Annotated in this window: 22 protein-coding genes; 11 read left to right on the top strand and 11 right to left on the bottom strand. The window is 60.3% G+C overall.

The window, feature by feature from the left end; genetic code table 11:
• Nucleotides 1-68 precede the first annotated feature (68 nt).
• On the bottom strand, nt 69-938 hold the full coding sequence (gene hchA, locus GOB93_RS06125) for a glyoxalase III HchA (protein WP_173582620.1): 870 nt from the start codon (nt 936-938) through the stop codon (nt 69-71).
• 338 nt (nt 939-1,276) lie between these two features.
• The gene (locus tag GOB93_RS06120; protein WP_173582619.1) at nt 1,277-1,447 is read right to left on the bottom strand and encodes a hypothetical protein; all 171 of its coding nucleotides are present in this window, start codon (nt 1,445-1,447) and stop codon (nt 1,277-1,279) included.
• Nucleotides 1,448-1,754: 307 nt separating this feature from the next.
• Between GOB93_RS06120 and GOB93_RS06115 the strand changes: the two genes are divergently transcribed.
• Together GOB93_RS06115 and GOB93_RS06110 are read left to right on the top strand one after the other, a co-directional pair.
• A complete protein-coding gene (locus GOB93_RS06115) occupies nt 1,755-2,624 on the top strand; it encodes an oxygenase MpaB family protein (protein ID WP_173582618.1) in 870 nt (289 codons plus the stop codon).
• Nucleotides 2,625-2,876: 252 nt separating this feature from the next.
• On the top strand, nt 2,877-3,779 hold the full coding sequence (locus GOB93_RS06110) for a dienelactone hydrolase family protein (RefSeq protein ID WP_242010573.1): 903 nt from the start codon (nt 2,877-2,879) through the stop codon (nt 3,777-3,779).
• A gap of 176 nt (nt 3,780-3,955) precedes the next feature.
• Here GOB93_RS06110 and GOB93_RS06105 read toward each other — a convergent pair whose 3' ends face one another.
• Together GOB93_RS06105 and dcm are read right to left on the bottom strand one after the other, a co-directional pair.
• Nucleotides 3,956-4,408 (bottom strand): very short patch repair endonuclease, encoded by a 453-nt coding sequence (locus tag GOB93_RS06105; RefSeq protein ID WP_173582617.1) that lies wholly within the window; start codon nt 4,406-4,408, stop codon nt 3,956-3,958.
• 2 nt (nt 4,409-4,410) lie between these two features.
• Nucleotides 4,411-5,688: a DNA (cytosine-5-)-methyltransferase gene (dcm, locus tag GOB93_RS06100; RefSeq protein ID WP_173582616.1), complete on the bottom strand. Its 1,278-nt coding sequence runs from the start codon at nt 5,686-5,688 to the stop codon at nt 4,411-4,413.
• A gap of 226 nt (nt 5,689-5,914) precedes the next feature.
• On the opposite strand from dcm, the gene GOB93_RS06095 reads away from it, so the two are divergent.
• On the top strand, nt 5,915-7,894 hold the full coding sequence (locus GOB93_RS06095) for a superinfection immunity protein (protein WP_173582615.1): 1,980 nt from the start codon (nt 5,915-5,917) through the stop codon (nt 7,892-7,894).
• A gap of 15 nt (nt 7,895-7,909) precedes the next feature.
• Here the strand turns inward: GOB93_RS06095 and GOB93_RS06090 are convergent, their stop codons facing one another.
• From GOB93_RS06090 to fabI, 3 genes are all read right to left on the bottom strand, one after another.
• Nucleotides 7,910-9,292 carry an MFS transporter gene (locus GOB93_RS06090; protein ID WP_242010572.1) on the bottom strand — a complete coding sequence of 461 codons (1,383 nt, stop codon included), beginning with the start codon at nt 9,290-9,292 and terminating at the stop codon, nt 7,910-7,912.
• Nucleotides 9,293-9,364: 72 nt separating this feature from the next.
• A complete protein-coding gene (gene aroC / locus GOB93_RS06085) occupies nt 9,365-10,435 on the bottom strand; it encodes a chorismate synthase (protein ID WP_173582613.1) in 1,071 nt (356 codons plus the stop codon).
• Between the two features lie 149 nt (nt 10,436-10,584).
• Nucleotides 10,585-11,439 (bottom strand): enoyl-ACP reductase FabI, encoded by an 855-nt coding sequence (fabI, locus tag GOB93_RS06080; protein ID WP_173582612.1) that lies wholly within the window; start codon nt 11,437-11,439, stop codon nt 10,585-10,587.
• A gap of 145 nt (nt 11,440-11,584) precedes the next feature.
• On the opposite strand from fabI, the gene pdxH reads away from it, so the two are divergent.
• Both pdxH and GOB93_RS06070 read left to right on the top strand, forming a co-directional pair.
• On the top strand, nt 11,585-12,211 hold the full coding sequence (gene pdxH, locus GOB93_RS06075) for a pyridoxamine 5'-phosphate oxidase (protein WP_173582611.1): 627 nt from the start codon (nt 11,585-11,587) through the stop codon (nt 12,209-12,211).
• A gap of 254 nt (nt 12,212-12,465) precedes the next feature.
• Entirely contained in the window at nt 12,466-13,341 is an 876-nt protein-coding gene (locus tag GOB93_RS06070) for a universal stress protein (RefSeq protein WP_173582610.1), read from the top strand.
• A 50-nt stretch (nt 13,342-13,391) separates the two neighbouring features.
• Here the strand turns inward: GOB93_RS06070 and GOB93_RS06065 are convergent, their stop codons facing one another.
• Together GOB93_RS06065 and GOB93_RS06060 are read right to left on the bottom strand one after the other, a co-directional pair.
• On the bottom strand, nt 13,392-13,898 hold the full coding sequence (locus tag GOB93_RS06065) for a hypothetical protein (protein WP_173582609.1): 507 nt from the start codon (nt 13,896-13,898) through the stop codon (nt 13,392-13,394).
• A gap of 397 nt (nt 13,899-14,295) precedes the next feature.
• A complete protein-coding gene (locus GOB93_RS06060) occupies nt 14,296-15,228 on the bottom strand; it encodes a LysR family transcriptional regulator (RefSeq protein WP_173582758.1) in 933 nt (310 codons plus the stop codon).
• A gap of 202 nt (nt 15,229-15,430) precedes the next feature.
• Between GOB93_RS06060 and GOB93_RS06055 the strand changes: the two genes are divergently transcribed.
• Complete coding sequence (locus tag GOB93_RS06055; RefSeq protein WP_173582757.1) at nt 15,431-16,246, top strand: DODA-type extradiol aromatic ring-opening family dioxygenase; 816 nt, start codon at nt 15,431-15,433, stop codon at nt 16,244-16,246.
• A 37-nt stretch (nt 16,247-16,283) separates the two neighbouring features.
• Nucleotides 16,284-16,892 carry a YceI family protein gene (locus tag GOB93_RS06050; protein ID WP_173582608.1) on the top strand — a complete coding sequence of 203 codons (609 nt, stop codon included), beginning with the start codon at nt 16,284-16,286 and terminating at the stop codon, nt 16,890-16,892.
• Nucleotides 16,893-16,932: 40 nt separating this feature from the next.
• Here the strand turns inward: GOB93_RS06050 and GOB93_RS06045 are convergent, their stop codons facing one another.
• Nucleotides 16,933-17,697, bottom strand: a complete 765-nt coding sequence (locus GOB93_RS06045) for a JAB domain-containing protein (RefSeq protein ID WP_242010571.1) — start codon at nt 17,695-17,697, stop codon at nt 16,933-16,935.
• A gap of 208 nt (nt 17,698-17,905) precedes the next feature.
• Here GOB93_RS06045 and GOB93_RS06040 point away from each other — a divergent pair, with 208 nt between their 5' ends.
• From GOB93_RS06040 to GOB93_RS06030, 3 genes are all read left to right on the top strand, one after another.
• Nucleotides 17,906-19,060, top strand: coding sequence for a glycosyltransferase family 2 protein (locus GOB93_RS06040; RefSeq protein WP_173582607.1), 1,155 nt, complete (start codon nt 17,906-17,908; stop codon nt 19,058-19,060).
• A gap of 390 nt (nt 19,061-19,450) precedes the next feature.
• Nucleotides 19,451-20,614 carry a glycosyltransferase family 2 protein gene (locus GOB93_RS06035; RefSeq protein WP_173582606.1) on the top strand — a complete coding sequence of 388 codons (1,164 nt, stop codon included), beginning with the start codon at nt 19,451-19,453 and terminating at the stop codon, nt 20,612-20,614.
• 506 nt (nt 20,615-21,120) lie between these two features.
• Nucleotides 21,121-22,605, top strand: coding sequence for a lipopolysaccharide biosynthesis protein (locus GOB93_RS06030; protein WP_173582605.1), 1,485 nt, complete (start codon nt 21,121-21,123; stop codon nt 22,603-22,605).
• A gap of 119 nt (nt 22,606-22,724) precedes the next feature.
• On the opposite strand, the gene GOB93_RS06025 is transcribed toward GOB93_RS06030, so the two are convergent.
• Nucleotides 22,725-23,114, bottom strand: a complete 390-nt coding sequence (locus tag GOB93_RS06025) for a VOC family protein (RefSeq protein WP_173582604.1) — start codon at nt 23,112-23,114, stop codon at nt 22,725-22,727.
• A 108-nt stretch (nt 23,115-23,222) separates the two neighbouring features.
• On the opposite strand from GOB93_RS06025, the gene GOB93_RS06020 reads away from it, so the two are divergent.
• A complete protein-coding gene (locus tag GOB93_RS06020; protein ID WP_173582603.1) occupies nt 23,223-24,920 on the top strand; it encodes a glycoside hydrolase family 32 protein in 1,698 nt (565 codons plus the stop codon).
• The last annotated feature ends 108 nt before the right edge of the window (nt 24,921-25,028 follow it).

Raw genomic sequence — 25,028 nt, 5'->3', positions numbered from 1 at the left:
TTCGTGCGCAGAATCGGCAGTGTGGCTGCGCGGTGACATGACGCCGCGCAGCCGCTTCAGATCCGGGTTTATTGACTGACAGCTTCGAGCAGTGTCGAAGCCGCGAGCTTACCGAGCCTGTTTGACGCCAGCGGACTGTCGCCTGTCAGCAGATGACGGTCGCGGTGAACCTGACCGGTGATGCCTGTGTTGAGGATTCTGACGTTGTGCTTGCGCAGGCTTTCGCCGACCAGCCATGCCATCGGCCCGGGGATGTAGCCGATCTCGATGTTGGCGCCGGTGTCCAGGCTGTCAGGGAAGACGCACATCTCGTAACCGTCATAAGCGAACTGACCACCATCGGCCGCCGTAGCCAGGAGGCTGGCTGGTCCGTGGCAGAGCGAGATTGTGAAGCGTTCTTCAGCCTGCGCCCAGCGCAGGATGTCCCCCACCTGCGTGCTGAACGGAACGCCGTTGAGCACGCCATGACCACCAGGGATGAACACGCCGAGATAGGGGGTTTCGGCAGTGAGGCCTTTGCCGATCACATCTGCAAGTTTCTTCGGTTGCCTGAACTGATGTTCGTATTTTTTACAGGTCGCCTTAACAGCCTCGTCCTCGTGCGGGAACGCCCACCACTCGAACTTCACCGGATCGCCGGAGATGGTCGCGACGTCGATTTCGAAACCTGCCGCGTCCAGATGATACATGGGCAGAAGTGTTTCAACCGGATGATTGCCGGTCGAAAAGAACTCGCCGCCCTTCATCATCAGATACCGCTCCTGCGTGCCGATCATCAGGATCTTCCACTTTCCGCCCGTGTAGGGTTCAGGATAGGTCGTGCCGTCGAAATCGGTCTTTGGGGATGTGTATCGGGTCAGGGAATATTTCGACGGGAAGAAGGCGTTGTCCTCTGCCTGATCGGGCACCGGCGCGCGGCTCAGTTGTTCATCGCTCATGGATATTCTCCTGTTGCTGGTCTGTCGCCAGCGGCCGGCTCAGGGGCAGGTCGCGCGGCGTCCCCGTTCAGAAAGTGCGACGAGGCGTGCAGGAAATCATAAATTGCTTCGGGGAAGAGATGAATGAGGGAAATCTCTCGGCTCCGGACCGTCGCGAAAAGTGTTCACGGGACTGTCCGGCTGACCGGCATACCATCCGACAGTGGACCTTCCGCTTCGCCGCCCGGAACTGCTGGTCCGGTGAAGGTGCTGTCGTACAGATGGTTCGCACTGTTACCGGTTTTGCCCTGAGGCTCGTCAGGGGACAGAGTTCCTCTGAGTGCGGCTTTCTTCCGTGTTCAGGGGATGTCGGACGGGGGTTCGGGTTCTGTTGAGTCCAGCCAGAGTGCGGCCTGTTCGCGGCTTGTGAAGGGACCTTCTTCGAGGATGCGCTGACCGTCCATGATGTACCAGCCGCTTTCGCGGGGCGCACGGGGGTCGGTTGTGTCGTCGAGAAACACCGGGATCATGACATCACCTGTCTGTGTTTGTGTTCCGGGTTTGTGTTCCGGATCGTTCTGGGTGCTGATGGGAGCAGGGCCGCCGGTTGCCCGGCGGTGTTGTCCCTGCTGATGGGAAACGCTGTGATCCCGCCTTCGTTCAGAGGCGGGGCTGAGGGTCAGACCGGGGTGGCGGTGTATGGGTCGATGGCGGGTCTTCCATGCGGGATATGCGAGTTGCGATACGGGGACTGGCGCGCGGCTGTGTTATCGTGATGTGCTGCGTCCCTGTGTGGGGTGACGTGTTAGCAGAGAAAAACAGTCAGGACGTTTTCGTATGTCATCGCCCCTGCCCCGCCTGCCTGAGATTCCCGGGAGCCGGTTTCTGAAGCAGCGGCTTGCGCGTCGGATTTCCGATGTTTTCAATGACCGGAGCCGGGGTGAAAAGCCAGTTGTTCGGCAGACGACGGACGTGCTGTTTCCGCCTGGCAGTGTCGTGCGGCGTGTTCATGCCGATGTCGTATCGATGACGGTGGGTGGCATGACGGCTCTGCTGATGCAGATGCTGCATCCGGCGGTTCTTGCGGGTGTGTGGGATCATTCGAATTTCCGTGAGGACATGGCGGGGCGGCTGCGGCGCACGGCGCGGTTTATCGCGGTGACGACCTATGGCCATCGTGAGGACGCGCTGGCGGCCATTGCGCGTGTGCGGGCGATCCATGAACGGGTGACGGGGGTTCTGCCGGACGGGACGCCATATCGGGCGAACGATCCGGCGCTGCTGGCCTGGGTGCATCTGACCGAGACGCGGAGTTTTCTGGCGGGCTGGCGGCGGTTTGGGGAGCCCGGGATGAGCCGGGAGGACCGGGACCGGTATTTTCTGGAGATGGCGCAGTTCGGGCGACGGCTGGGGGCTGATCCTGTGCCGTATTCGGAGCGGGAGGCGCTGCGGCAGATCGATGCCAGGCGGCCGGAGCTTCGCAGCGATGCGCGCAGCCGGGAGGTCTGTCGTTTTCTGCTGGAGAGCACGACGACTTTTCCAGGCGGGGCGGTGATACAGCGGTTGCTGACGCAGGCGGCGATCGACATGCTGCCGGACTGGGCGCGTGAGATGCATGGTCTGTCCTCGTCCGGGCCTGGTGCGCCGCTTGTGGGAGCGGCGACGTTCGGGGCGGCGGAGGCGGTGCGCTGGGCGTTCCGGTCCTGAGGGTGCGGATGACGGGTTTCTGATCTGGCTGATGGGGGAATGATCTGGCTGTTACCGGGCTGGCGGATGCTGAAAAGACTTGTCGCGGGCTGTTTCAGGCCGGAACATGACTTTGCCGGGTCTGGGCCAGGGGATATGCCGGGTTGTGGCCAGAGAGGCGATGTCCGGACGCTGATGGCTGGCGGCTGATAATCGGTGTGCGATTGTCTGCGTGCAGTTGCCCGTGTGAAGTTGCCATGTGCAGTTACCGGTATGTCTGGAGCCAGTGTGTTTATCGGGGTGCCTATGCTGAAGCTGCTGTTCCGCCGTTACGCATGGCGGTGTTTTTCCGTATCGGTGCCGGGCGTGCTGATGCCTGTCATGCTGGTGCTGACGGGGGCGGGGCTCGCTGCGGGCAGGCCGGCGCTGGCCAGGATGGTTGCGAAACCGGTTTCCTGGCATTTTGAGAACAGTCGCTTTGAGAGTGTTCTGGTTTATGACGATGCCGTTTCGGCGAAGCGGCCCGGATTGCTGATGGTGCCGGCGTGGTTTGGCATCAATGACAATGCGGTTCGCAAGGCGGAGCAGATTGCCGGGCAGCGTTATGTCATTCTGCTGACGGACATGTATGGCGCGACGGTGCGGCCGAAGAACGCTGCCGAGGCACGGGCGGCGGTGCAGCCGCTGCTGGCCGACCGGGCGCTGATGCGACGGCGGGTGGATTACGCGCTGACGCGACTGAAGGCGCAGGCGGGCAGCGCGCCGCTGGACACGGGGCGTCTGGCGGCGATCGGGTTCTGTTTCGGGGGCGCGGCGGTTCTGGATCTGGCCCGCAATGGTGCGGATGTGGCGGCTGTCGTGTCTTTTCATGGTAATCTGACCACGGACGATCCGGAGCTTGCGAAACAGATCAGGGCGCGGGTTCTGGTTATGAACGGCGCCGATGATGACACGACGTCTCCGGATTTCGCGGGCTTCACGCGGGAGATGCGGCTGAGTCCGGCTCCGTGGCAGTTTGTGATTATCGGTCATGCCGTCCATTGTTTTACCGAGACGGAGGCGACGGCGACGACGGGGCTTTGCCGCTACGACGCCGGGGCGGCAAAGCAGTCTTTCCGGCTGATGGAGAACTGGCTGGGGGACAGTTTCGGTGGACGGAGTGACATAGCACGCTGATCTGTTGCGTTCTGATCTGTGCTGATCTGATCAGGATTTTCCGATCTGACTTTTGTTTGTCTGGTTCTCACTGGCCGGGATGCTGATCCGGGTGATGGTGACCGCAAGTGAATGCCCGGGAGGTGACTTGCCGACGAGACATTACGGAGGTGATGTCAGAGAGGTGCAGTCGGGTTTTACGTGCCCCGGATGGTCAGGCTGTCGTTTTCCGAGCGCAGCCAAACGGTCAGTTTTTCGATGACGGTGGCTGGCGTGAGGCGGGTTTTTCCTTTCAGGGCGCATTCCCAGACGGTTGCGATCCGCCAGCCTTCTTCATGCAGAGCCGCGTTGGCTTTTGCATCGTTGGCGACGTTACGGCCGATTTTCTCGCGCCAGAAGGGTTCGCGGGTGGCGGGCCATCGGAAGAGATGACAGTCGTGATGGTGCCAGAAGCAGCCATTGACGAAGATGACGGCGTGATATTTCGGCAGGACGAGATCGGGTTTTCCCGGCAGGTCGCGGACGTGCAGGCGGAAGCGGAAGCCGGCGGCGTGCAGGGCTTTGCGGATCATGAGTTCGGGTTTTGTGTGGCTGCCGCGGATTGCGGCCATGTTCCGGCTGCGGGTGGCCTGATCGTGGACGTCCGCCATGGTCAGAACGTTTCTGTGACGAGGTCGGCGATCTGTTCTGAGCCGGGGTTTTCCAGGAGCGTGGCGATATGCGGGGCCATGATGCGGGCGACCTCCGTGAAAACGGGGACGGCCACGGAATTTCCGAACTGTTTATAGGCCTGGGTATCCGAGACGGGGATGCGGAACGTGTCCGGATAGCCCATGAGGCGGGCGCATTCGCGGGGGGTCAGGCGGCGCGGGTTTCTGTTTTCGCCCCGGCTGACGAGAATTTCCGATCCGTCTTTGTAATATCGTGCGGAGAGTGTGCGTGCGACATCGTCGGGACCTGTGAGGCCGAAGCCGAAGCCGTTTCCGGCGGCCTGATGTTTTGCGGCGTAATTCCGCAGATAGGCCCAGAGCTTGTCCGTCAGCACGTATTTCGGGCTGACTTTCCCGTCCGGGGCTTCCGTGAAGGGGGATTCGGCGGGTTCGGAACCGTCTTCCGGGTGAAGGATGGTGCGCAGGCGGGATGCGCCTTTTTCCGGCAGATGCAGTGCGTTCCAGCTGAACGGGACATTTTCGCGAAAGCCGACGATGGCGATGCGCTCGCGGTGCTGCGGCAGGAAGTGTTTTGCGTCGATCACGCGGTGCCAGACATGATAACCGAGTTCGTCTCTCAGCGTGCGGAGAATGACGTCGAAAGTCCTGCCGCCATCATGGCTTTGCAGGTTTTTGACGTTTTCCAGAAGGAACGCGGCGGGCCGTTTGTCTCTGAGGATGCGCGCGACGTCGAAGAACAGGGTGCCCTGGGTTTCACAGGCGAAACCGTGGCTGCGCCCGAGGGAGTTTTTCTTTGACACGCCGGCGATGGAGAAGGGCTGACAGGGGAAACCGGCGACGAGGACGTCGTGATCGGGGATATCCGCTGTGCTGACCTGGGTGATGTCGCCGGCGATCGGACGGTTATCGGGGAAGTTCGCGGCATAGGTCTGCTGCGCGAATTTGTTCCATTCGGAGGTGAAGACGCACTGGCCGCCGATGGCGTCAAATCCGCGGCGCAGTCCGCCGATGCCGGCGAAGAGGTCGATGAAGGTGAAGCGTGAGGGTGGATGCGGGACGGGCTGGCTTCCGGCGAGGCCGCGCAGCATGGCGAGGGCTGAATCGTCCGGGGCACTGCTGTCGCGCTTCCCGTGACGGGTCTGTTTTTTGCCGGAATGGGAGTCAGGGCCTGAGCCGGTGTCGGGACCGGGGGGGAGTGTTGCTTTGGCCGCTATTGGTGCGGCCTGTATGTGTGACTCTGAGAGGTGATTATCCGGCATGTCTTACCTGGGTCATTTCCTGACATGGTGTCGTGCGGGTTCCCGGAAGGCAAGAGAGACGCATCACCTGAGAGGCTCCCGTGGATGAGGACGATCCTGTTGCGGGACCGGAGAGAGCGTTGTCCCCTGCCCTGCTTTTATGGAAGCGGACGCTGAGCGGTGAACTCTGTAGCCGGTCATCCTTTTACGCTGTAACGTCCCGTAACCGCAGGAGGAAGGCTGGATTATGCGTGGCAGAATACGAGGTTACGCCGTCCGGCTGATTGCGGGCTTTGCGGTATCGGCTCTCTGTGGAGGCAGCGCCTGGATCGGTGCCGGTGTGGCGGTGGCTGCACCGGCGCCGCCGCTTGCTCATGCCGAGCTCGGGGACCGGAGCGGGCTGGAGGTTTCGGCCGGAGGGCTGAGGGTACGGGTGACGGTTGCCCCGACGCGGCGATGCGCGGTTCCGACGCTTCTGGGCGATCAGGCTGCCGCGCCGCCCGCGCCGTGCAAAATGGCGATTCTGAGTATTGAGGACAGCGGCGCGCGTGGCGCGGCGGCGAGGTTTACGGCTCCGCTGAGTCCTTACGGGGACGAGGCCAGCGGTTTGTCGGATCTGCAGATCGATCTGCGGCGGCTGGATGCGGCATCGCGCGTGCCGCAGGTTGTCGCGTCGGTTTATACGGGGGGAGCGCATTGCTGCGCGATCACTTCGATCATCGGGCGGGATGCTCGGGGACGGTGGACGGCGACATCTCCGGATGAACTCGGCGGTGAGGACCGGCCGGGTTTCGCGGATGCCGACGGGGACGGTGTGCCGGAGATCATCACGCAGGACGGGCGTTTTCTCTATCTGTTTGCGTCCCATGCCGGATCGTACACGCCTGACGTGATCTGGCGGTATCATGTGGGCAGGCTTTCGGACATCACGACCGATCCGGCGGTGCGGCCCTGGCTTGAAGGAAGTCTGAAGCGGAGCGAGCATTTCTGGATTCAGCAGGGAAAATCCGAGCCGAACGGTTTTATGGCCGATTATGTGGCGATGAAGGCGCGGATGGGTGAGTTTTCGCAGGGCTGGTCCTGGATGCTGTCCCGCTATGACCGTCATCCGGACAAAGCGTTTCTTCCGACTCTCTGCGATCTGAAAAAGGGAAATCCGAAGACCTGTTCTGACGCGGAGAAGCGGCCTGCGCCTTTCCCGGAGGTTCTGGCGTCGTTTCTGCTCAGTGCGGGTTATGTTTCAGAGGCGCAGGTGGCTTCGGTCATGGCGCCATCGTCTTCTACTCCGGACTCTTCTGCTCTGGCTGCATCGGAGACAGCTGCATCGGGGCAGTATCGTCCGGATTTTTCCTGTTCGCCGCCGCCGGAGCGGAACGGGGTGGCGGCAATGCTGTGCCGGGACAGCGAGGCGGCGAAGCATGAGCTGGAATTCGATCAGGTTTATTATGCATTGCGGCAGCGTGTTGGACCGGACGGATGGGATGCGCTGAAGCGGGAGGTTATTGCCGATCAGAACGCCATGAATGTGCAGTGTGGGTTGCCTGTTCCGGGTGTGGCGGATCAGACGGTGCCGGCGGACGGGGCTTCCTGTTACATTGCCGGGATGGACGGGCTGGCGGAGAAATATCGCGGGCGTCTTTCGGGAGCAGCTCTGGAAGAATCGCGGCGGCCGCTCGATGAGCATATCGCGCTGCAGCAGAAGCTGATTGACGGGGGCTGGCTGCCGGCGGGGTCGGTTGCTGACGGTGTGTATGGCGAGGCGACGCGGGATGCGATTGCGGCATGGCAGCGTGTTGCGAAACGGCCTGATGCGTCGACGTTTCTTTCGGATGACGATGCGGCGGCTCTGCTGCGGACGCCTGCGGTGGGGGTGGCCGGCGGGACTGTGGGCGGGACTGCCGGCGCGGTGCAGGGAGCGGGATCGGCGGCGGGGCAGTCCGGAGTTGCGCCGGGCTCTGCCGGACCGGTGTCTCCTGCTGCTCCGGCTGTTCAGGGGCGGTATAAAGGTCTGACGATTCTGGGGCTGCCGCCTGTTTTCACGGTGCTGATTTCCGTTGTAGGGCTGGTTGTCTATTTCGTTCCGTTCGGTGTTGCCTGTGTGCGTGACACGATGCGGAAGCCTGCTGTGTTTGCGGTTAATCTTCTGCTGGGCTGGACGGTGATCGGGTGGATTGCGGCTCTGGTGATGGCGGCTTCTTATGAGAGGCGCCGGAAGGCGGGTTTCTGAAAAGCGATGGTGTTGTCAGGCTGGTTCGGTCTGAGCAGGGTGTTGTGAGGTGGTGCTGCGTGGAGTGGCGCCGGGGTGAGGGCCTCGTCCGATGCTGAGGGCCATGAGCGCGGCGATGAGACCTGCGCAGCCGGCGAGGACCAGCATGTCCTGGTAGCTTCCCTGTTCCTGCCGGAGCAGTCCGGCGAGCGAGGCGGCGCATGCGGCGCCGATCTGATGGCCGAAGACGATCCAGCCGAACACGATGGGCGCGGCCCGGTCGCCGAAGGCGTGATTGGCGAGGCGCAGTGTCGGGGGGACGGTCGCGATCCAGTCGAGACCGTAAAACACGCCGAAGATCATCAGACTTTCAGGCGAGAAGTCGATAAACGGCAGTGCGATCAGCGAGAGTCCGCGCAGGCCGTAATAGCTGAACAGGAGCCAGCGTGCGTCCAGCCGGTCTGTCAGCCATCCGGAGGCTGTTGTTCCGAACAGGTCGAACAGGCCCATCATCGCGAGATAGCCGGCGGCGGGGACCTCGCCGATTCCGTGATCGGCGCAGATGGCGATGAAATGGGTACCGATCAGGCCGTTGGTGGTGAAGCCGCAGACGAAGAATGTCAGGAACAGGAACCAGAAATCCCGTTTCCGTAATGCTGTTGTCAGGGCCGCGATGGCGTCATGCAGCGGGTTACGGGCGGAGCGGGCTGGCGGTTCGTAATCATCCGGCGCGCCGTGCGGGAGGAGGCCGCGATCGGCGGGGTGTTCGGGCAGGAGCCAGGCGACGAGGGGCGCCATGAGGAGGCAGGCGGCGGACACGGCGATGACCGGGGCGCGCCAGCCATAATGGTGGGCGAGCGCGGCGAGAGCCGGGAGGAAGAGGAGTGAGCCGGTTGCGGTGCTTGCGGCGAGGAGGCCCATAACGGTTCCGCGCCGGGCGACGAACCAGCGGTTGACGACGGTGGCGCCGAGCACCATGGCGACGGCGCCGGTGCCGAGGCCGGAAAAAATGCCCCAGGTGAGCAGGAACTGCCAGGGGCGGGTCATGCCGAGCGACAGGCCGGTGGAGATGCCGATCAGCAGCAGGGCTCCGGTCAGGGTGCGCCGGATGCCGGCGGCCTGCATCAGGGCGGCGGAAAACGGGCCGACGAATCCGTAGAGGAAGATGCCGATGGCGGCGGTGGCCGAGATCCCTGCCCTGCTCCATCCGAGCGCGTCCTGCAGCGGCATCATCAGTACGCCGGGGGTGGCGCGGACGCCGGCCGAGACGAGCAGGGAGAGGAAGGTGACCGCGACGACGAGCGCGAACACATGCGGACGCTGCGGCTGCCGGTCTGACGGGGTGAAATAGGTGTTCATGGGACTGACCGGTACGTCGTGACTGTTCCGACGATGGGGACCGGCGGACGGGATCGTCAAGAGAGGGAGGACGATCCTGTCTGTTCTGCGGAGAGGTTTGTGGCGTGACTGTCCGGAAGATACGGGGAGATTTTACCCGATCTGGCCTCTGTGGCGGAGCATATGGTCGGCGAGCACGCAGGCGAGCATGGCTTCGCCGACGGGGACGGCGCGGATGCCCACGCAGGGGTCGTGTCGTCCTTTTGTCACGACTTGGACGTCTTCACCCGCGACATTGACCGAGGGAACGGGGGTGAGCATGGAACTGGTCGGTTTGACGGCGAAGCGGGCGACGACCGGCTGGCCGGTGGAGATACCGCCGAGGATGCCGCCGGCGTGGTTGGATTCAAAGGCGATGGCGCGGCCGTCCATGTGCATGGCGTCCGCGTTTTCGGGGCCGGTATAGGCGGCGGTTGCGAAACCGTCGCCGATTTCGACGCCTTTCACCGCGTTGATGCTCATCAGGGCGGCGGCGATATCGGCGTCCAGCTTGCCGTAGATCGGGGCACCCAGGCCGGGTGGCACGCCGTCCGCGACGATTTCGACGACGGCGCCGACGGATGAGCCGGATTTGCGGATATCTCCGAGATACTGCTCCCAGAGGGGGACGGTTTCGCGATCGGGGCAGAAGAAGGGGTTGCTGGTGGTTTCGTTCCAGTCCCACCGGTCGCGGTCGATCCCGTGCGGACCGACCTGGACGAGGGCGCCGCGCACCCGGACGGCATCGCCGAGGACGCGGCGTGCGACGGCGCCGGCGGCGACACGCATGGCGGTTTCGCGGGCGGAGGAACGGCCGCCGCCGCGATAATCGCGGATGCCGTATTTCAGGTAATAGGTGAGATCGGCGTGGCCGGGGCGGAAGGTCTGGGCGATCTCGCCGTAATCCTTCGACCGCTGATCGGTGTTCCGGATGACCAGGGAGATCGGCGTTCCGGTTGTATGACCTTCGAACACGCCGGATTCGATGCTGACTTCGTCGGGTTCGCGCCGCTGGGTTGTGAAGGCGGACTGACCGGGGCGACGGCTGTCCAGGAAGGGCTGGATGTCGGCCTCTGTGAGCGGGATGCGCGGCGGGCAGCCGTCGATCACGCAGCCGATGGCGGGGCCATGGCTCTCGCCCCACGTGGTCACGCGGAACAGATGGCCGAAAGTGTTATAGGACATCCCTCACCTGCCTTTCCTGTCCGGCGAAGACTGCCGGTTGTGTGTCTGGCCGTATCTGCCAGGATTTACCAGCCAGGGTTTACGGACCGGATTTTCCGGTCCGTTCTGTCGGCCCTGTTCCATCAACCTGTGTTGCCGGTTGATTACTGTCAGTCTCCGGCGACAGAGATATCCGGCGCGAGCGGGTTTTTCATGCCGACGATATGATAGCCGCTGTCGACGTGGTGGACCTCGCCGGTGACGCCTTTCGACAGGTCGGACAGCATGTAGAGGCCGGCGCCGCCGACTTCTTCCAGCGCGACGTTGCGTTCCAGCGGCGAGTTGTACTGGTTCCATCTGAGGATGTAGCGGAAATCGCCGATGCCGCTGGCCGCGAGGGTTTTGATCGGACCGGCTGAGATGGCGTTGACGCGGATTCCGTCACGCCCGAGATCGGCGGCCATGTAGCGCACGGAGGCTTCCAGGGCTGCTTTGGCGACGCCCATGACGTTGTAATGCGGCATGACGCGTTCCGCGCCGAGATAGGAGAGGGTCAGCAGGGAGCCGCCGTTTTTCATCAGCGCCGAGGCGCGGTTCGCGACGGCGGTGAAGGAGTAGCAGGAGATATCCATGGCGGTGAGGAAGGCTTCGCGTGGAGTATCGACGTAGCGCCCGCGGAGATATTTCTTGTCGGCCCAGCCGATGGCGTGAACGACGAAATCGAGCGTTCCCCATTCCTTTTCGAGGATGGCAAAGGTTTCGTCGATGGCGGCGTCATCGGAGACGTCACAGGGGAGGACCAGCGATGATCCGATGCTTTCGGCGAGGGGTTTCACGCGTTTGCCGAGCGCTTCGCCCTGATAGGTGAAGGCGACTTCGCCGCCCTGTGCCGCGACGGCCTGCGCGATGGCCCAGGCGATTGAGCGGTCATTGGCCACGCCCATGACGAGGCCCTTCTTACCCTTCATCAGTGTTCCGGTCACGGGGTGTTCACCGGCGGAAGGGGGGGCGGCGCCTTCAGACATGCAGAAACCTCAACGGGCTGGAGAGATGACAAGATGGCACGGGTCGTTGCACAACCAGACGGCAGGAACAACCCCGGAAACGGACGGCAGGGCGGCCCTGGATGCACGCCATATGCCGGACCGTTACGGTCAGCGGGAAAAAAACATGACAGCAGAAGCATCTGAAACCACGACCTCTCCGCTCATCGATCTCTCTGCCGATCCGTTCGATCTTTTCCATGTGTGGATGAAGGAGGCGGAAGCGGCTGAGCCGAACGATCCGAATGCGATGACTCTGGCGACTGTCAGCCCGGAGGGGCGGCCTGACGCGCGGATCGTTCTGCTCAAGGGGGCGGACCGGGACGGCTTTACCTTCTTTACGAATCTGGAGAGCCGGAAGGGTCGGGAACTGGCGGCGACGCCGGCGGCGGCGCTTCTGTTCCACTGGAAGAGTCTGCGGCGGCAGATCCGGATCGAGGGGCCGGTTTTTCCCGTGACGACGGAGGAAGCCGACGTGTATTTCGCCAGCCGGCGGCGGATGTCCCAGCTTGGCGCGATTGCGTCCGACCAGTCCCGGCCGCTGGCCGACCGGGCCATTTTCGAGCGGCGGCTGGAGGAAGTGGAGGCGAAATATGACGGGAAGCCGGTGCCTCGTCCGGCGAACTGGTCGGGATTTCGAATGAGGCCGGAGCGGTTCGAGTTCTGGCAGGACCGGCCTTACCGGCTGCATGACCGCGCTGTCTGGGTGTTTCGGGGTCCGGGCGCGTGGGATGTGACGCGGCTTTATCCGTAAGATGGCCTGTGTCCGGATTGGCTGTGGTCCTGACCATGTTGTCCGGGCTGGCTGCTTCGGGAGCCGGTGTGTCTTCCCGGGGATGGCTCTGCTGCGTCGTCATCCGGTCTTCGATGTCCGGTCTCTGGCGTCCGGAGCCTGTGTCATTACGGTAACTACATGCAGTCTGACGCGTTAATGTCGTATATTCGCCGCAATACGGGTCGCCGGAACCGCGCCCCGGATGTGTCGTCAATGCCGGGCAGGAGAAAGCCATGAAGATTGTCAGAAAGATCCTGCTGCCGCTGAGCAGTGCGCAGAATGCTGAGGCGGCTTTTATTCTCGGGCGAAATATGGCGCGTCGTTTCAATGCCCATCTTGCCGTTCTGCATGTCAGCCCGGACGGGCGGGATATTGCGCCTCTTGCGGGAGAAGGCCTTACGGGCGGAATGGTTGAGGAGCTGATGTCCGCTGCTGAGCGCGAGGGCAGCAAGCGGACGCGTGCCGTGCATCATGCGTTCGAGACCTTTGCCGAACGGAGCGGGATTGCGGTCGTCGCGCCGCGGATTCCGTTTCCGCAGGACGAGCCCAGCATGAGCTTCAACATCATCAAGGGGTCGGAGAGCGAGATCGTTCCGTGGCATGCGCGGCTGTCGGATTTCACGCTGGTTCCGCATCCGGACAGCGGTGACGAGATTTCGTCTTCGGAGGCGCTGCATGCGGTGCTGTTCGACAGTGGCCGTCCGGCGGTCATTGCGCCTCGGGAACCGATGACTCACATGGTCAAACGGGTTGCGATCGCGTGGAATGGCACGGCGGAGGCGGCGTCGGCACTGCGTGGGGTGCTGGCCTGGGCGAGCACGGCGGAGCGTGTCCGCGTTCTGCATTGCGGCGATTATCAGCGTCGCGGGCCGAGTGCGCGGGAGGTGATCGATTATCTTTCGATGCACGATATCGCCGCTGACCGGGTGGAGTTCTCGCCTATTGATCGCGATGTCGGGCGGGGACTGCTGGGGGCGTGTTCCGATTTTGGCGCCGACATGCTGGCGATGGGCGCCTATTCGCATTCGCGTCTGCGGCAGCTGATTCTTGGTGGCGTGACGCGACATGTTCTGGAGGAGGCGACTCTTCCCGTTCTGATGAGTCGCTGAGAGGGGCGCGGCGGGATTCTCCGATCCCGCCTGTTCGCCGGACCGGAGGTTTACCGGTTCCCGACATCCGTGACGTGACGATAGCGGCTGCTGGCGGGGTCCCACTGCCAGACTGAAGAGGACGTGCCGGGGCCGGAAAAGCTGAGATCGCAGACGCCGCCATGCTGTGTCTGCAGGACGCTGATTCCGGACGCCACGGCCGAGCCGATGGTGCGGCCCGATCTGTTGTCGATAAGTGTCACGCGGTAGCCGGCTTTTCCAAAACATTGCCTGGAGCTGCCGATGAAAACGGCGCTGACTGAAGTGAGGCTGCCGTCGAGGCGGAGGTCCATGATTCGGGGAATAACCTTTTCTCCGCAGGAGTTTTTATAGATTTCGTCATCCTGTTTCAGGGATGTGACGGCATGCAGGGTCCGGGCGTCTGCTGCGGTGACCGGCCGCGTGGCGCTGTCGCTGAAGAAGCGTGCGTTTGCGACCTGGGTTTTATAGTCCTGCGCGTGTACGGCTGGTCCCGAAAAGCCGGACGTCAGCATTCCGATCAGTGTTATGTATTTCATCGTCAGCACTCCCGGCGATGAACGGGTGTTGGATCAGCGCGTGAGATAAGCGGCGGAATACGGCCAAAACAGGACATTGCGGTGGCATCTTCACGCTTTCGTCAGATTGGTGCCGGGTGGCTCGTGAGGGACTGTTTCAAATGTTCTGAAGGGACAAAAATTTCGTAACGATCTGATGATGTTATGTTTTTTGCGTCCCGGTTATCTGTTCACTCCGGGCAGTATCAAAGATACGCCTTATGATAAGTCCTTAAAAAATTAAAAGTTTTTGGGTGCCGTCTTTTTTCAGAAAGGCGGCGTTTCCCGAATCTTTCCGATAAAAAGCCTTACCGGAAACAGCTTTATAACTGACAGAAGGTTTCACAGGCGAGCTTACGAAGCAGTCTCTTATTCAGCGTCAGACTATTCCCTCTGGCAGACCAGTTTCCCATGGCGGATGCGGGCTGTAGCATTCCAGCAGATAATCGATCATGGCTCGTATTTTGGGCGGAACTGTCGCGGCGGGTGCGTAGACCGCGTGAAGTTCAAGACCTGCGAACAGGGGTGCGTCCAGAACGAGTGGCACCAGCTGGCCTGCGCGCAGGGCGTCCGCGACGATGAAAAGTGGCTGATAGACGATCCCCTGCCCTGCTATCGCTGCCTCGCGCAGGACGTCGCCGTTGCTGGCGCTGAGCGGGCCGGTGACGGGGACTGTCCGGCTGCCGTCGGTGCCGAAACTCCAGCGGTTCATTCCGGTGACGCCGCTGAGGGTGTAGCTCAGACATGCGTGCTGTTCGAGGTCCGCGATGGCGCGGGGTGTTCCACATTTTGCGAGATAGGACGGGGCGGCGCAGACCACGAAGCGGATGGCGGCCAGTTTCCGCGTCTTCAGGCTGCTGGCGGCCATCTGTCTGATTCTGAGGGTAAGGTCCCATCCTTCCGCGATGAGATCCACGACCCGGTCATCCAGTCCCAGTTCGACATGGACCAGCGGATACCGGCGGCTGAATTCGGCGAGGACGGGGGCGACGTAGCGGATGGCGAAGGAGACGGGCACGTTCAGGCGCAGGCGTCCGCGTGGCTCGATCCGTCCGGCGCTGGCTTCCTGTTCCATGCCTTCGAGATCGGCCAGCAGGCGCTGGCAGCCGTCGAGATAGATCTGTCCGGCTTCCGTGAGGGAAAGTCGCCTTGTACTGCGGTGGAACAGGGTGACTCCGAGCCTGTCTTCCAGCGAGGAGATATGGCGTGTCACCATTGTCTGGGAGAGCGATAAGGTCCGCGCCGCTGCGGCGAAGCTTCCCTGCGCGACGACGCGGACGAAAACCTGCATGCCTGTTACACGGTCCGGCATCATCCCTCGCAGTGCCTGGTATCTCACACTTATGGTGTGAGATGAGTTTCATGGAATGAGGATTAACATACCGGACGCGGTTGCCCAGTCTGTTGTTGACCGGTCTGATGTGGGCGCCAGGTCTGGCGTCATTACTCAGTTCGGGGATTGTGCGCCGGGTCCTGTGCCGGGCGATGTGTCAGTTGTTCCGGCGGAGGTGGAAATGACCGGTGTTTCCGGAGAACATGTGTTTCGTCAGCCTGTGCTGTTTCTTCCGCACGGAGGCGGGCCGTGCTTTTTCATGGATGATCCGGGCTGGGAAAATCTCGGCGCGTATCTGCGCAGTATTGCCTCTGCCCTGCCCCGCAGGCCTGATGCGATTCTGGCAGTCTCCGGGCACTGGGAGACGGGAATACCCACAGTGACATCCGGGGAAACACCAGATCTTATCTATGATTATTATGGCTTTCCGGAGCATACCTATCGTCTGAAATATCCGGCTCCCGGTTCGCCTGCTCTTGCTGCGCGCGTGCAGGGGCTCCTTGCTGGTGCTGGTATTGCGAGCGCCGGAGATGCAGAGCGGGGTTTCGACCACGGGGTCTTTATTCCGTTCATGCTGGCATTTCCGGATGCGGATATTCCGGTTGTCGAGCTTTCGCTTGGCTCTGATCTAGATGCTGAGCAGGAGTTGCGGACCGGTGAGGCGCTTGAGGCTCTTCGGGACGAGAATGTTCTGATTGTCGCTACCGGCATGAGCTTTCACAATCTGCGTCTGTTCAGACCGGGTGTGCCTGCGGCTGACGAGGCTTCCCGTGCGTTTGATGCCTGGCTGGTCGCGGCGGTGACGGCGGCTCCGGCTGAACGCAATGCGTCTTTACTGCGATGGGAAGAGGCGCCGGCGGCCCGGATCTGTCATCCGCGTGAGGAACATCTGCTGCCGCTGATGGTGGCTGCCGGCGCTGCGGGATCTGACCGGGGCCGGCATGTTTATGGCGATACGGTGCGGGGCAAGGCCCTGTCCGGGTTTCGCTTTGGCTGAGTGTATCGATTTTGAGAACAACAGAAAGATAAAGACAATGAAAACTGCTTTCAGAAATACGATGTTCGCGGCTCTTGGTGCGGTCGTCACATCTGGTTCCGTGCTGGCCGCTCCCATTCCGGCAACGGTTCCGAGTAGTGTATATACGGCTGACCCGGCGCACACGCAGGTTGTGTTTTCGGTCCTGCATATGGGTTTTACCGATTATACGGGGCTGTTTTCGGACGCGGCGGGAACGCTGACGCTGGACCCGGCGCATATTGCCGACGCGAAGCTGAACGTGTCGATCGGGATCGGAAGCGTGCAGACGACGAGTGCGCGGCTGACGGGAGAACTCAACGGAACGGACTGGCTGGACGCGGCGAAATATCCGAAAGCGACGTTTGTGTCCTCGAAGGTGACGCCGACAGCAACCGGCTCTGCGGAGATCGAGGGCATTCTGACTCTGCATGGTGTTTCGCGTCCGGTGACGCTGAATGCCACGTTTATCGGTGGCGGTGTCAATCCGATGGACAAGGCCTGGACGGTCGGGTTCGAAGGGACGACGACGATCCGGCGGAGTGAGTTCGGTGTGAGCAAATATGTTCCGCTGGTGGGGGATGAGGTGACACTAAGGATCGCGGCGGCGTTCGAGAAGCAGAAGTGATCCGGTTATTCCGGATTACTTTGTCTTACAGTAAAGCGTCTTACAGAAGGCCTTTTTCGGCGAAGCTCAGCCACTGGCCGTTGCCGACGATGATGTGGTCGCGAATTGTCAGGCCCAGCACGGCTGCCGCTGCGCCGACCTGACGGGTCATCGCGATGTCGTCCGGGGATGGGGTGGGATCGCCGCTTGGGTGGTTATGGACCAGAATCAGCGACGCCGCTCCCAGTTCGAGGGCGCGGCGCACCACTTCGCGCGGATAGACGGGTGTATGGTTGACGGTTCCTCTGGCCTGGGCTTCGTCGGCGATCAGGTGATCGTCCGGGCTGAGAAACAGAATCCGGAACTGTTCGATGACCTCACGGGCCAGCACGGCTGAGAGGTATTCGTACAGGCGCGGGCGGTCTGACAGCACTTCACGGTCGCGCAGGGCTGCGCGGTGAAGTCTGAGGGCGGCTTCCTGCATGACGCGGATTGCTGACAGGAGATGAGGGCCGATTCCGGCGACGGATCGCAGCGCCTGATCTGTGGTGGTGAGCGTGGCGGCGAAAGATCCGAAGCGGGTGAGCAGGGTGTCGGCCAGGGTTTCCGGGCTTTCGTGCCGGGGCATGGCGAGACGGATGAGGCAGGTCAGGGCGGTGCGGTCGTCCGCCTGCGGGAGCTCGTCGATGGGGAAAAGCGGGGGCGCTGTTAATATGTCTGCTTCCGGGAGTCCTGATGCTGGTAACGGGTCGGGAACGATGCGGGTTCGGGGCAGCGTTACCGGTGCAACGCGCGCGTCCGAAAATCCGTCTCCGGTCCTGCTCAAGATTATTGATCCTGCCAAGCAATGTTTATTGATAAACTCAAATAAACACACCAGATAAGCATACGAACATCAAGTTTATATAAAGATCAACGAAATACATAATCTGTTTTATTCTATATTTTTAGACATAAAATAAATATATAAACTTGATACTGGAGGATTATCCCGACATACAATTCAGAATTCACTTTAAATGTAGCATGATGGCATGTCGGAAATAGACGTTCTTATACCCGCATATAATGCTGAGTCCTATATTCTTGACTCCATCAGGAGTATTCGGGAGCAGACAGTAACAGATACAAGAATCGTTATAGTCGATGATGGATCGACGGACAGAACGCGCGATATTATTCTCGATCAGCAAAAGGAAGATGCGAGAATAATATACCATTATCAGGAAAATGCCGGGATCGTTTCTGCTCTCAATGCCGGGCTGGCGCTGTGTACTGCGCCTTATATTGCACGGCATGATGCGGACGATTTTTCTTATCCCGAGCGGTTTACGCGGCAGCTTGAGTGGATGACGGCTCATCCGGACTGTGTCGCGGTCAGTGCGCAGGCGCGCCATATCGATGCGGAAGGCAGGCCCACCGGATCGGTTTCGACTGTCAGAATGATCGAACGGGCGGACAGTTCTGCTATTCCGGCTTATGAGCCTTATCTGCTGCACCCGCTGCTGATGGTTCGCCGCGACGCGCTGCTGGCCGTTAAGGGTTATCGGAAGGTTTATAACTCCGAGGATTCCGATCTTTACTGGAGGCTCCGGGAGATTGGAAAACTGCATATTATTCGTGAAATTCTCGGAGATTACCGGCTGCACCCGACATCATTGTCTTCGGCGTCGGTCGTAAACGGGCGCCAGATGGCGGTGTGGTCGCAGCTGGCGGCTTTGTCGGATCAGCGGCGGGCGAAAAATGAACCGGATATTGATTTCTCCGGAGAGGCGTCAGCTCGCATCCGGGCGGCGCGGGAATTTACGGAAATTTTCTTCGAGGCTTCCAGAGGACTGTCCCTGCCGGAAAAGGAGTGGCTTCAGTCGGCGGCCTGCGCGAAGTTTCTGGAGCTTTGTTATTACCGGCCGTTCGAGCCGACCGGGAATGATATAAAATTCATTCAGACTTCGGCCTTTTTTGAAAAGAAGCTTTACAGGGATTCAGATTACGATGTTTTCCGGGAGGCGCTGATCTCGGCTGGCATAAGAATGGCCATATCGAGGCGGATCAGGGATGCTTTGCGTATTGTCCCCTCCCCCGGAAGAGCGAATCTTCTGGCGCGTATTCTGTTTCGCATTGCCGCACCGCAGGCGATCAGGACGCCTTTGAAGAAAATTCGTGGCAGGGGGCGCCGGTCAGCGGCGTAACCCTGACTGACGCGATTTTATTCTCCGGCTGGACTGGCTTGCGAGGATAGTGGCGGTTTGTGTGTCACTGCAGGAAGTCAGAGGTTCTGTGCGCGTCGGAGCGACTGCCGGTATCGCGTGGAGGCAGAACCGGACTGCTAATGGCCCGGATAGCGCTTCCCGGCCGGGAATTTTAATCGACAGTTCGGCGGAGTTTTTCTCTTTGCTGCCGTCCCTGACCGCTTTTATCGCAGTCGGACTGAACCCGACTGTTGATCGCGGGTCCGGGAAAGATTGCCCTTCATCTTAAAAACTGCCTTTATCACCGGCGCTGCTTCATCGAATTTGCGTGTCGGCAGGAGTGAGGCTTGTATCATTAACAGGAATGATCTCAGCTCAGAGAGGAATTCAATGTCCGGCAATCGCATTGACGTCGTAATGTCCACTTATAATTGTGCGAAATTTCTTCCCGAAACCATTCAGAGTATTCTCAGTCAGACATTACAGGACTTCCGGCTTATTATTGTGGATGATGGGTCTTCTGATGAGAGTCACGAAATTCTTGAATCTTTTGCGCACACAGATAACAGAATAACAATTATTACTCAGAAAAATAGTGGTATTGTATCCGCGGTAAACGCCGGTCTTGCCCTCTGTACGGCGCCTTATATCGCACGCCATGATGCGGACGACATTTCTGATCCGGATCGCTTTGAAAAGGAACTTGCCTGGCTGGAGGCGAATCCTGACTGTGTTGCCGTTTCATCTTTGCCCAGAACGATTGATGAGCGAGGCGCGCCTGCCTCGAAGGCTATCCGGGCGAAAGACCTGTCTCTTGTCCGTGATGACAGTTATCCGGCGAACGAACCTTATATCATGCAGCCCATGCTGATGATGCGCCGGGACGCTCTGGAAAAAGCTGGTGGTTACAGGAAACTTCCTGTCGCGGAAGATGCTGATCTCTACTGGCGTTTACGGAAATTTGGGTCTCTACATGTTTTACCGGAAGAGCTTGGTGCCTATCGTATGCACGCTGGCAGCATTTCGAGTTCCTCGATTATACGCGGGCGTCAGCTTGCTGTCTGGTCGCAGATTTCCGCGCTGTCGGCGCAGCGCCGTCGAAAAGGCCTGCCGGACATAGAGTTTACCGACGCACTGTCCGGCCGCATGAATGCCGCCGGATCGCTCGCGGATATGTACCTTATCCTGGCCGAACAGTGTTCATCTGATGAGAAGAACTGGCTTGCGCTGGCGATATCGGCGAAGCTTCTGGAGACCTGTTACTACCGTGATTATGAACCGGACCGGCAGGATATCCGTTTTATTCGTGAGACTATCTCGCGGAATCTTCCGGTTTATCATTCTTCTGAATGTGTCGTTTTCCGTGAAGCGGTTCTCTCCGCGTCCATCCGCCTGCTGATCACGGGACATCCCGTGGATGCCTTTATGCTCACCGAGGTAAGGCGCTGGCCTGTGATGGCGGGACGTGCCGCATTCAGGGGGATATTGTCGGATCGTGTCCGGGGATGGATCAAATCATGTCTTCCGCGGAAGCTGATTTATGGCCATAAATGAATCATGAAAATGTTCGTTCCCAGCGGATTAAGTTTTGATTCCGGATTTTTCTGACGACATTGGAAAAGCCGTTCGGTTGCCGGATGGCCGGCTACGGAGCACTCTGATCCCTGATGTTCCCGTTTCCGTTAAGTCGCAGGACGCAGATCGGTTCGGGTTATGGATGCAGAGCGGCTGTCTTGTTTCGTCCGTGATCCGGACAGATCATGCTGTGGGAAACTATCCACAGGCTACATCAGACCTGGCTGGAGCAGATGTGACAGGAGTGCCCGTTTTATAAAACCAGGAGCAGAATACTGATGACCGGATTATCTTCCTCATGACGGATTTTGCTTTCGGATGACGGGATAAACGATCTTGCGGGACGGAAGAAATTTATCCTAGTCAGATCGCAGGTGTGTTTTTGTTGTTTGCAACTTCGCGGTCATCGCGAGCCAGGATGTTTTCGTGAATGTAAAAAGTGACGAGGCAGCCGGGTCGGCTGTCGTTGCGGATGATGGCGCGGCATGACGGCGTCTCGCGGCAAAATCTCCGGTGTCGGGCAGAGTACCACCAGTGGCTTTTTGTGGCTTGTCGTGCAGAGCTTCGCTGCGCGCGGGATCGGCTTTGTTTCGCAACTGATTCTTGCCCGGTTGCTGATGCCGGAGGATTTCGGCGCCATCGGGCTGGCTTATACGGTGACTGGGATTGCCAACTCCCTGATCAGTTTTGGCATCGACGATGTGCTGCTCCAGCGGCAGAAGAGCATCGGGCAGTGGACCACGCCGGCTTTCTGGCTGAGTCTCGGCATTGGTGTGGCCGGCATGATCGGCATGATCGCGTTCGCGCCGTATGCGGCGCGCTGGTATCACTCGCCGGATCTTGTCGGGCTTATTATCGCGATTGCCATTGCGACGCCGCTCCGCACTCTGGCGACGGTTCCGTCTGTGTGTATCCGGGCGGAGATGGATTTTCGTTTTCTCGCGACCTACAACACGTTTGATATCTTTGCGCTTCAGTTGCTGACAATTCTTTTTGCAGCCTGTGGCATGCGGGCCTATGCGTTTGCCCTGCCCTTCCCGATTGTCGCTGCGACGCGGGCTGTCTGGTTCTGGCGTCGTTCTCCGCCCAGTACGAACCGGCGGTTCCGGGTGTCTCAGCTGCGCTATCTTTTCGGCAACAGCACGGTTGTTCTGCTCAGCCGGACGCTGATAGAGCTGGTTAATCAGGGTGATTATATCGTCCTGGGTCTGATCGCGTCGAAGACGACGATCGGGTACTATTTCTTCGCGTTTCGTTTCTCTGCCCAGCCAGTGCGGATGCTGGCGGGAAACGTGACCAACGTGATTTTCCCGGCTCTTACCCAGTTTCGCGGCGATCCTGTACGACAGAGGGAAGCTGTTGTCCGGGCCAGTCGCCTGCTGGGGTATCTCGTGATGCCGTTCTGTTTCCTTCAGGCCGCCCTCGCGCAGCCGGGACTGCATTTTCTGTTTGGCGAGCGCTGGATGGCCGCTGTTCCTTATGTCGTCATTCTCAGCCTTGGGCTTCCCTTTGATGCCATGAGCTGGATTACCGGAGCGTTTCTCAGCGCGCGGCGGGAGTTTACACGGGCGTTCCGGTATGCGCTGGTTTCCACGCCGGTTTTCTATGGCATGGTTCTGCTTGGCGGCTGGCTGGACGGTCCCATGGGGGTCGCGCTGGCGGTTGCTCTTTACTATTTCACCTATCCGCCGGCGTTTTCTTATCTGGTGCTGATCGGCGCCGGGGTCGCATGGACCACTGTTTTCGAGTTCTACGCGATGCCGGCCGTTCTTTCCGGTATCGCCGCGGCGGCCGGGCTGGGTTGTGCGCTGCTGCCCGGAATACGGAACAGCGATCTGCTGCAATGTCTGGCAATCGGTATTGTCATGTGCAGCGTCTATCTCATGCTGCTGGCCGGCTTCCGGCGGGATATGCTGAACCAGATTCTCGACCGGTTTTCAGGACTGACTTCGCGACTGAGAAGGCGCTGAACTGAGCTTCATTAATCCGGACGGGGCTGATCCGGTGACGGTGTTAACCGGTTCCGCCCGGCATCCCTGAGACCGGTGCCCGGAGGGAGAGCCTCCGGGGTATTCGTTTCCGGATATCGTTATCCGGCGACGGGCAGCCGGTACATTGCGCAGAGCTTGTTTCCGTCCGGGTCCCGCAGATAGGCGAGATAGAGGTCTCCGGCAGATCCTTTCCGCACGCCCGGCGGATCTTCGGCGGTTACACCGCCATTTGCCACGCCGGCGCGGTGCCAGGCTTCGACGAGTTCGGCGCTGCCGACACCGAACGCGACTGTGCCGCCGTTGGCGGGCGTTGCGGGCTGGCCATTGATGGGCTTGCCGATCATGAGTTTCTGCTCGTGATGCGCGTAGACCAGCCGGCCTTTCGCGTTGATTTCCGATGGCGGAATGCTGATCGCTTCAAAAATGGCGTCGTAAAATTTTTTGGACCGTTCGATATCATTACTACCGAGCACGACATGACTGAACATCGGATCCTCCTTAGGTGACCGCCGGGAAGGTGCCACCCCGATGCGAGTGCGGCTAGTCCCAAAACACGCCATCTGGCATCCCGCCGTCGCGGCTCTTAGACTGACCATATGACAGATGAACTGAAACCTGATCCGGACCGCCGTCGCGCGCTGACGTCTCTTGCCACATTCAGCGCTGTCGCGTTTACGCGGCCAGCGCGTGCGGCTGACGGGCCGGGTGCGTCGTCGGGGCCGTCACAGCCCGTTGCACCGAAGGCGCCGGATCATGACCGCGCCGCCGAACCGAATGCCTCCCATCCCTCTCCCGCCGATCAGCCTGGCGTGGTATTTCGCCCGGTGGTTAAAACTCAGAGTGACACGCTGTATCGTCCGACGGTCCATTTTACGCCGGTGACGGGGTTTATGAACGATCCGAACGGGCTCGTTTTCGATGGTGTGCAGTATCATCTTTATTATCAGTACGATCCTTTCGCGCCCTATGCCGGACGGGTTCACTGGGGACATGCCACCAGCTCCGATCTGCTGCACTGGCAGGATCAGCCCGTCGCCATTCCGGAGACGAAGGACGGCGAGGCTTATACCGGCTGTGCCGTTATCGACGAACACAATGCGACCGGACTCTTTCCGCCTGGCGAAGGCGGTATTGTCGCGCTTTATACGCGAGCCAGTCCAGTAAGGCAGGCGCAGTTTCTGGCCATCAGCCGGGACAGGGGGCTGACCTTTACCGAATATGAGCACAATCCGGTTCTGGATATTGGCAGCAATTCGTTCCGCGACCCGCAGGTTCAGTTTCACAGGCCGACGAATCAATGGGTGATGGTGGTTGCCAGAGCCCGGCTGCATCAGATTGCCTTTTATGCCTCGATCGATCTGATTCACTGGGTTCATCTCAGTGATTTTGGTCCGTCCGGCCTGTTTGGCGTGGATTACGAATGTCCGAATCTCATTGAAATTGCTGTTGAGGGCGGCGGGTCGCGCTGGGTTCTTTTTGTTTCCGTCAATCCGGGAGGGCCGGCGGGCGGCAGCATTACCCAGTATTTCGTCGGTCAGTTCGACGGCACGCGGTTTATTCCCGACGACACGGTTATCGGTCTGACTGATTTCGCTAAAGATGCTTACGCGCTGCAGGTTTATAACAATATGCCGCGTGACGAGGCCGTTTCCGTGGCGTGGCTCGGAAACTGGCAGTATTGCCAGGAGCTGCCGACGCGGAGCTGGCGGGGGGCCATGACCGTGCCGCGGTCGATGACTCTGCGGCGCGATTTTGCGGGCTGGCTTCGGCTCGCACAGCAGCCTCGCGGGCTGGAGGCGGTGCGGGGGGCGCCGCTTCCCTTCCCGGTTCATCGCCTGGCGGCGGGGGCGAGTGCTCAGGTCGTGCTGCCAGCGGGGGTGGCGCTTGATCTGACCATGAGCGTGACGGTTGATGAACGGCCTGCCAACCTGCCTCTCGGTGACAAGGGACGGACCGGACGGTTCATTATCGTCTTTGGCAACGATGACGGGGAAACGCTGACCATTGGCTTCGATGCCTTTTCGGGTCAGCTCTGGCTTGACCGGGACAATCTGCATGGTTTTGCACAGCCGTTTTTCACGGGTGAGTTTTCTACCGTTCTCAATCCTGATGACCGGCATTTCTCCGTCCGGATCATTCTTGACGCCAGTACACTGGAGATTTTTGCCAATGGCGGTCTTTCGGTTGGAACGGCGCTGATTTATCCGGCTGCGCCGCTTGATTTCCTTCGTCTGGAAACGAGCGGGGCCGGCGCTACGGTTGAGAGCCTGGAACTGTATCCGTTGCGCAAGTGAATTGCCCCGGGTTTTGTGGAGACGGAACGACCCGAGAGGTAAGAAGGATTCATGAGCAACAAATCGAAGCGTTTTCCACCTGAGTTTCGTGACCGTGCAGCCCGCATG

This window comes from Acetobacter musti, from assembly GCF_011516835.1.
Lineage (GTDB): Bacteria > Pseudomonadota > Alphaproteobacteria > Acetobacterales > Acetobacteraceae > Acetobacter > Acetobacter musti.
This window is presented reverse-complemented; position numbering and strand designations above follow the sequence as displayed.

Bases quoted from the DNA above. Each gene is read 5' to 3' on its own strand.
- GOB93_RS06025 (WP_173582604.1), bottom strand. From the start codon at position 23,114: ATGTTCAGTCATGTCGTGCTCGGTAGTAATGATATCGAACGGTCCAAA.
- pdxH (WP_173582611.1), top strand. From the start codon at position 11,585: ATGACAGCAGAAGCATCTGAAACCACGACCTCTCCGCTCATCGATCTC.
- GOB93_RS06055 (WP_173582757.1), top strand. From the start codon at position 15,431: ATGACCGGTGTTTCCGGAGAACATGTGTTTCGTCAGCCTGTGCTGTTT.
- GOB93_RS06030 (WP_173582605.1), top strand. From the start codon at position 21,121: ATGACGGCGTCTCGCGGCAAAATCTCCGGTGTCGGGCAGAGTACCACC.
- dcm (WP_173582616.1), bottom strand. From the start codon at position 5,688: ATGCCGGATAATCACCTCTCAGAGTCACACATACAGGCCGCACCAATA.
- GOB93_RS06050 (WP_173582608.1), top strand. From the start codon at position 16,284: ATGAAAACTGCTTTCAGAAATACGATGTTCGCGGCTCTTGGTGCGGTC.
- GOB93_RS06110 (WP_242010573.1), top strand. From the start codon at position 2,877: ATGTCTGGAGCCAGTGTGTTTATCGGGGTGCCTATGCTGAAGCTGCTG.
- fabI (WP_173582612.1), bottom strand. From the start codon at position 11,439: ATGTCTGAAGGCGCCGCCCCCCCTTCCGCCGGTGAACACCCCGTGACC.
- GOB93_RS06035 (WP_173582606.1), top strand. From the start codon at position 19,451: ATGTCCGGCAATCGCATTGACGTCGTAATGTCCACTTATAATTGTGCG.
- GOB93_RS06120 (WP_173582619.1), bottom strand. From the start codon at position 1,447: ATGATCCCGGTGTTTCTCGACGACACAACCGACCCCCGTGCGCCCCGC.
- GOB93_RS06115 (WP_173582618.1), top strand. From the start codon at position 1,755: ATGTCATCGCCCCTGCCCCGCCTGCCTGAGATTCCCGGGAGCCGGTTT.
- GOB93_RS06065 (WP_173582609.1), bottom strand. From the start codon at position 13,898: ATGAAATACATAACACTGATCGGAATGCTGACGTCCGGCTTTTCGGGA.
- GOB93_RS06020 (WP_173582603.1), top strand. From the start codon at position 23,223: ATGACAGATGAACTGAAACCTGATCCGGACCGCCGTCGCGCGCTGACG.
- GOB93_RS06060 (WP_173582758.1), bottom strand. From the start codon at position 15,228: ATGCCGGACCGTGTAACAGGCATGCAGGTTTTCGTCCGCGTCGTCGCG.
- GOB93_RS06095 (WP_173582615.1), top strand. From the start codon at position 5,915: ATGCGTGGCAGAATACGAGGTTACGCCGTCCGGCTGATTGCGGGCTTT.
- aroC (WP_173582613.1), bottom strand. From the start codon at position 10,435: ATGTCCTATAACACTTTCGGCCATCTGTTCCGCGTGACCACGTGGGGC.
- GOB93_RS06040 (WP_173582607.1), top strand. From the start codon at position 17,906: ATGTCGGAAATAGACGTTCTTATACCCGCATATAATGCTGAGTCCTAT.
- hchA (WP_173582620.1), bottom strand. From the start codon at position 938: ATGAGCGATGAACAACTGAGCCGCGCGCCGGTGCCCGATCAGGCAGAG.
- GOB93_RS06070 (WP_173582610.1), top strand. From the start codon at position 12,466: ATGAAGATTGTCAGAAAGATCCTGCTGCCGCTGAGCAGTGCGCAGAAT.
- GOB93_RS06105 (WP_173582617.1), bottom strand. From the start codon at position 4,408: ATGGCGGACGTCCACGATCAGGCCACCCGCAGCCGGAACATGGCCGCA.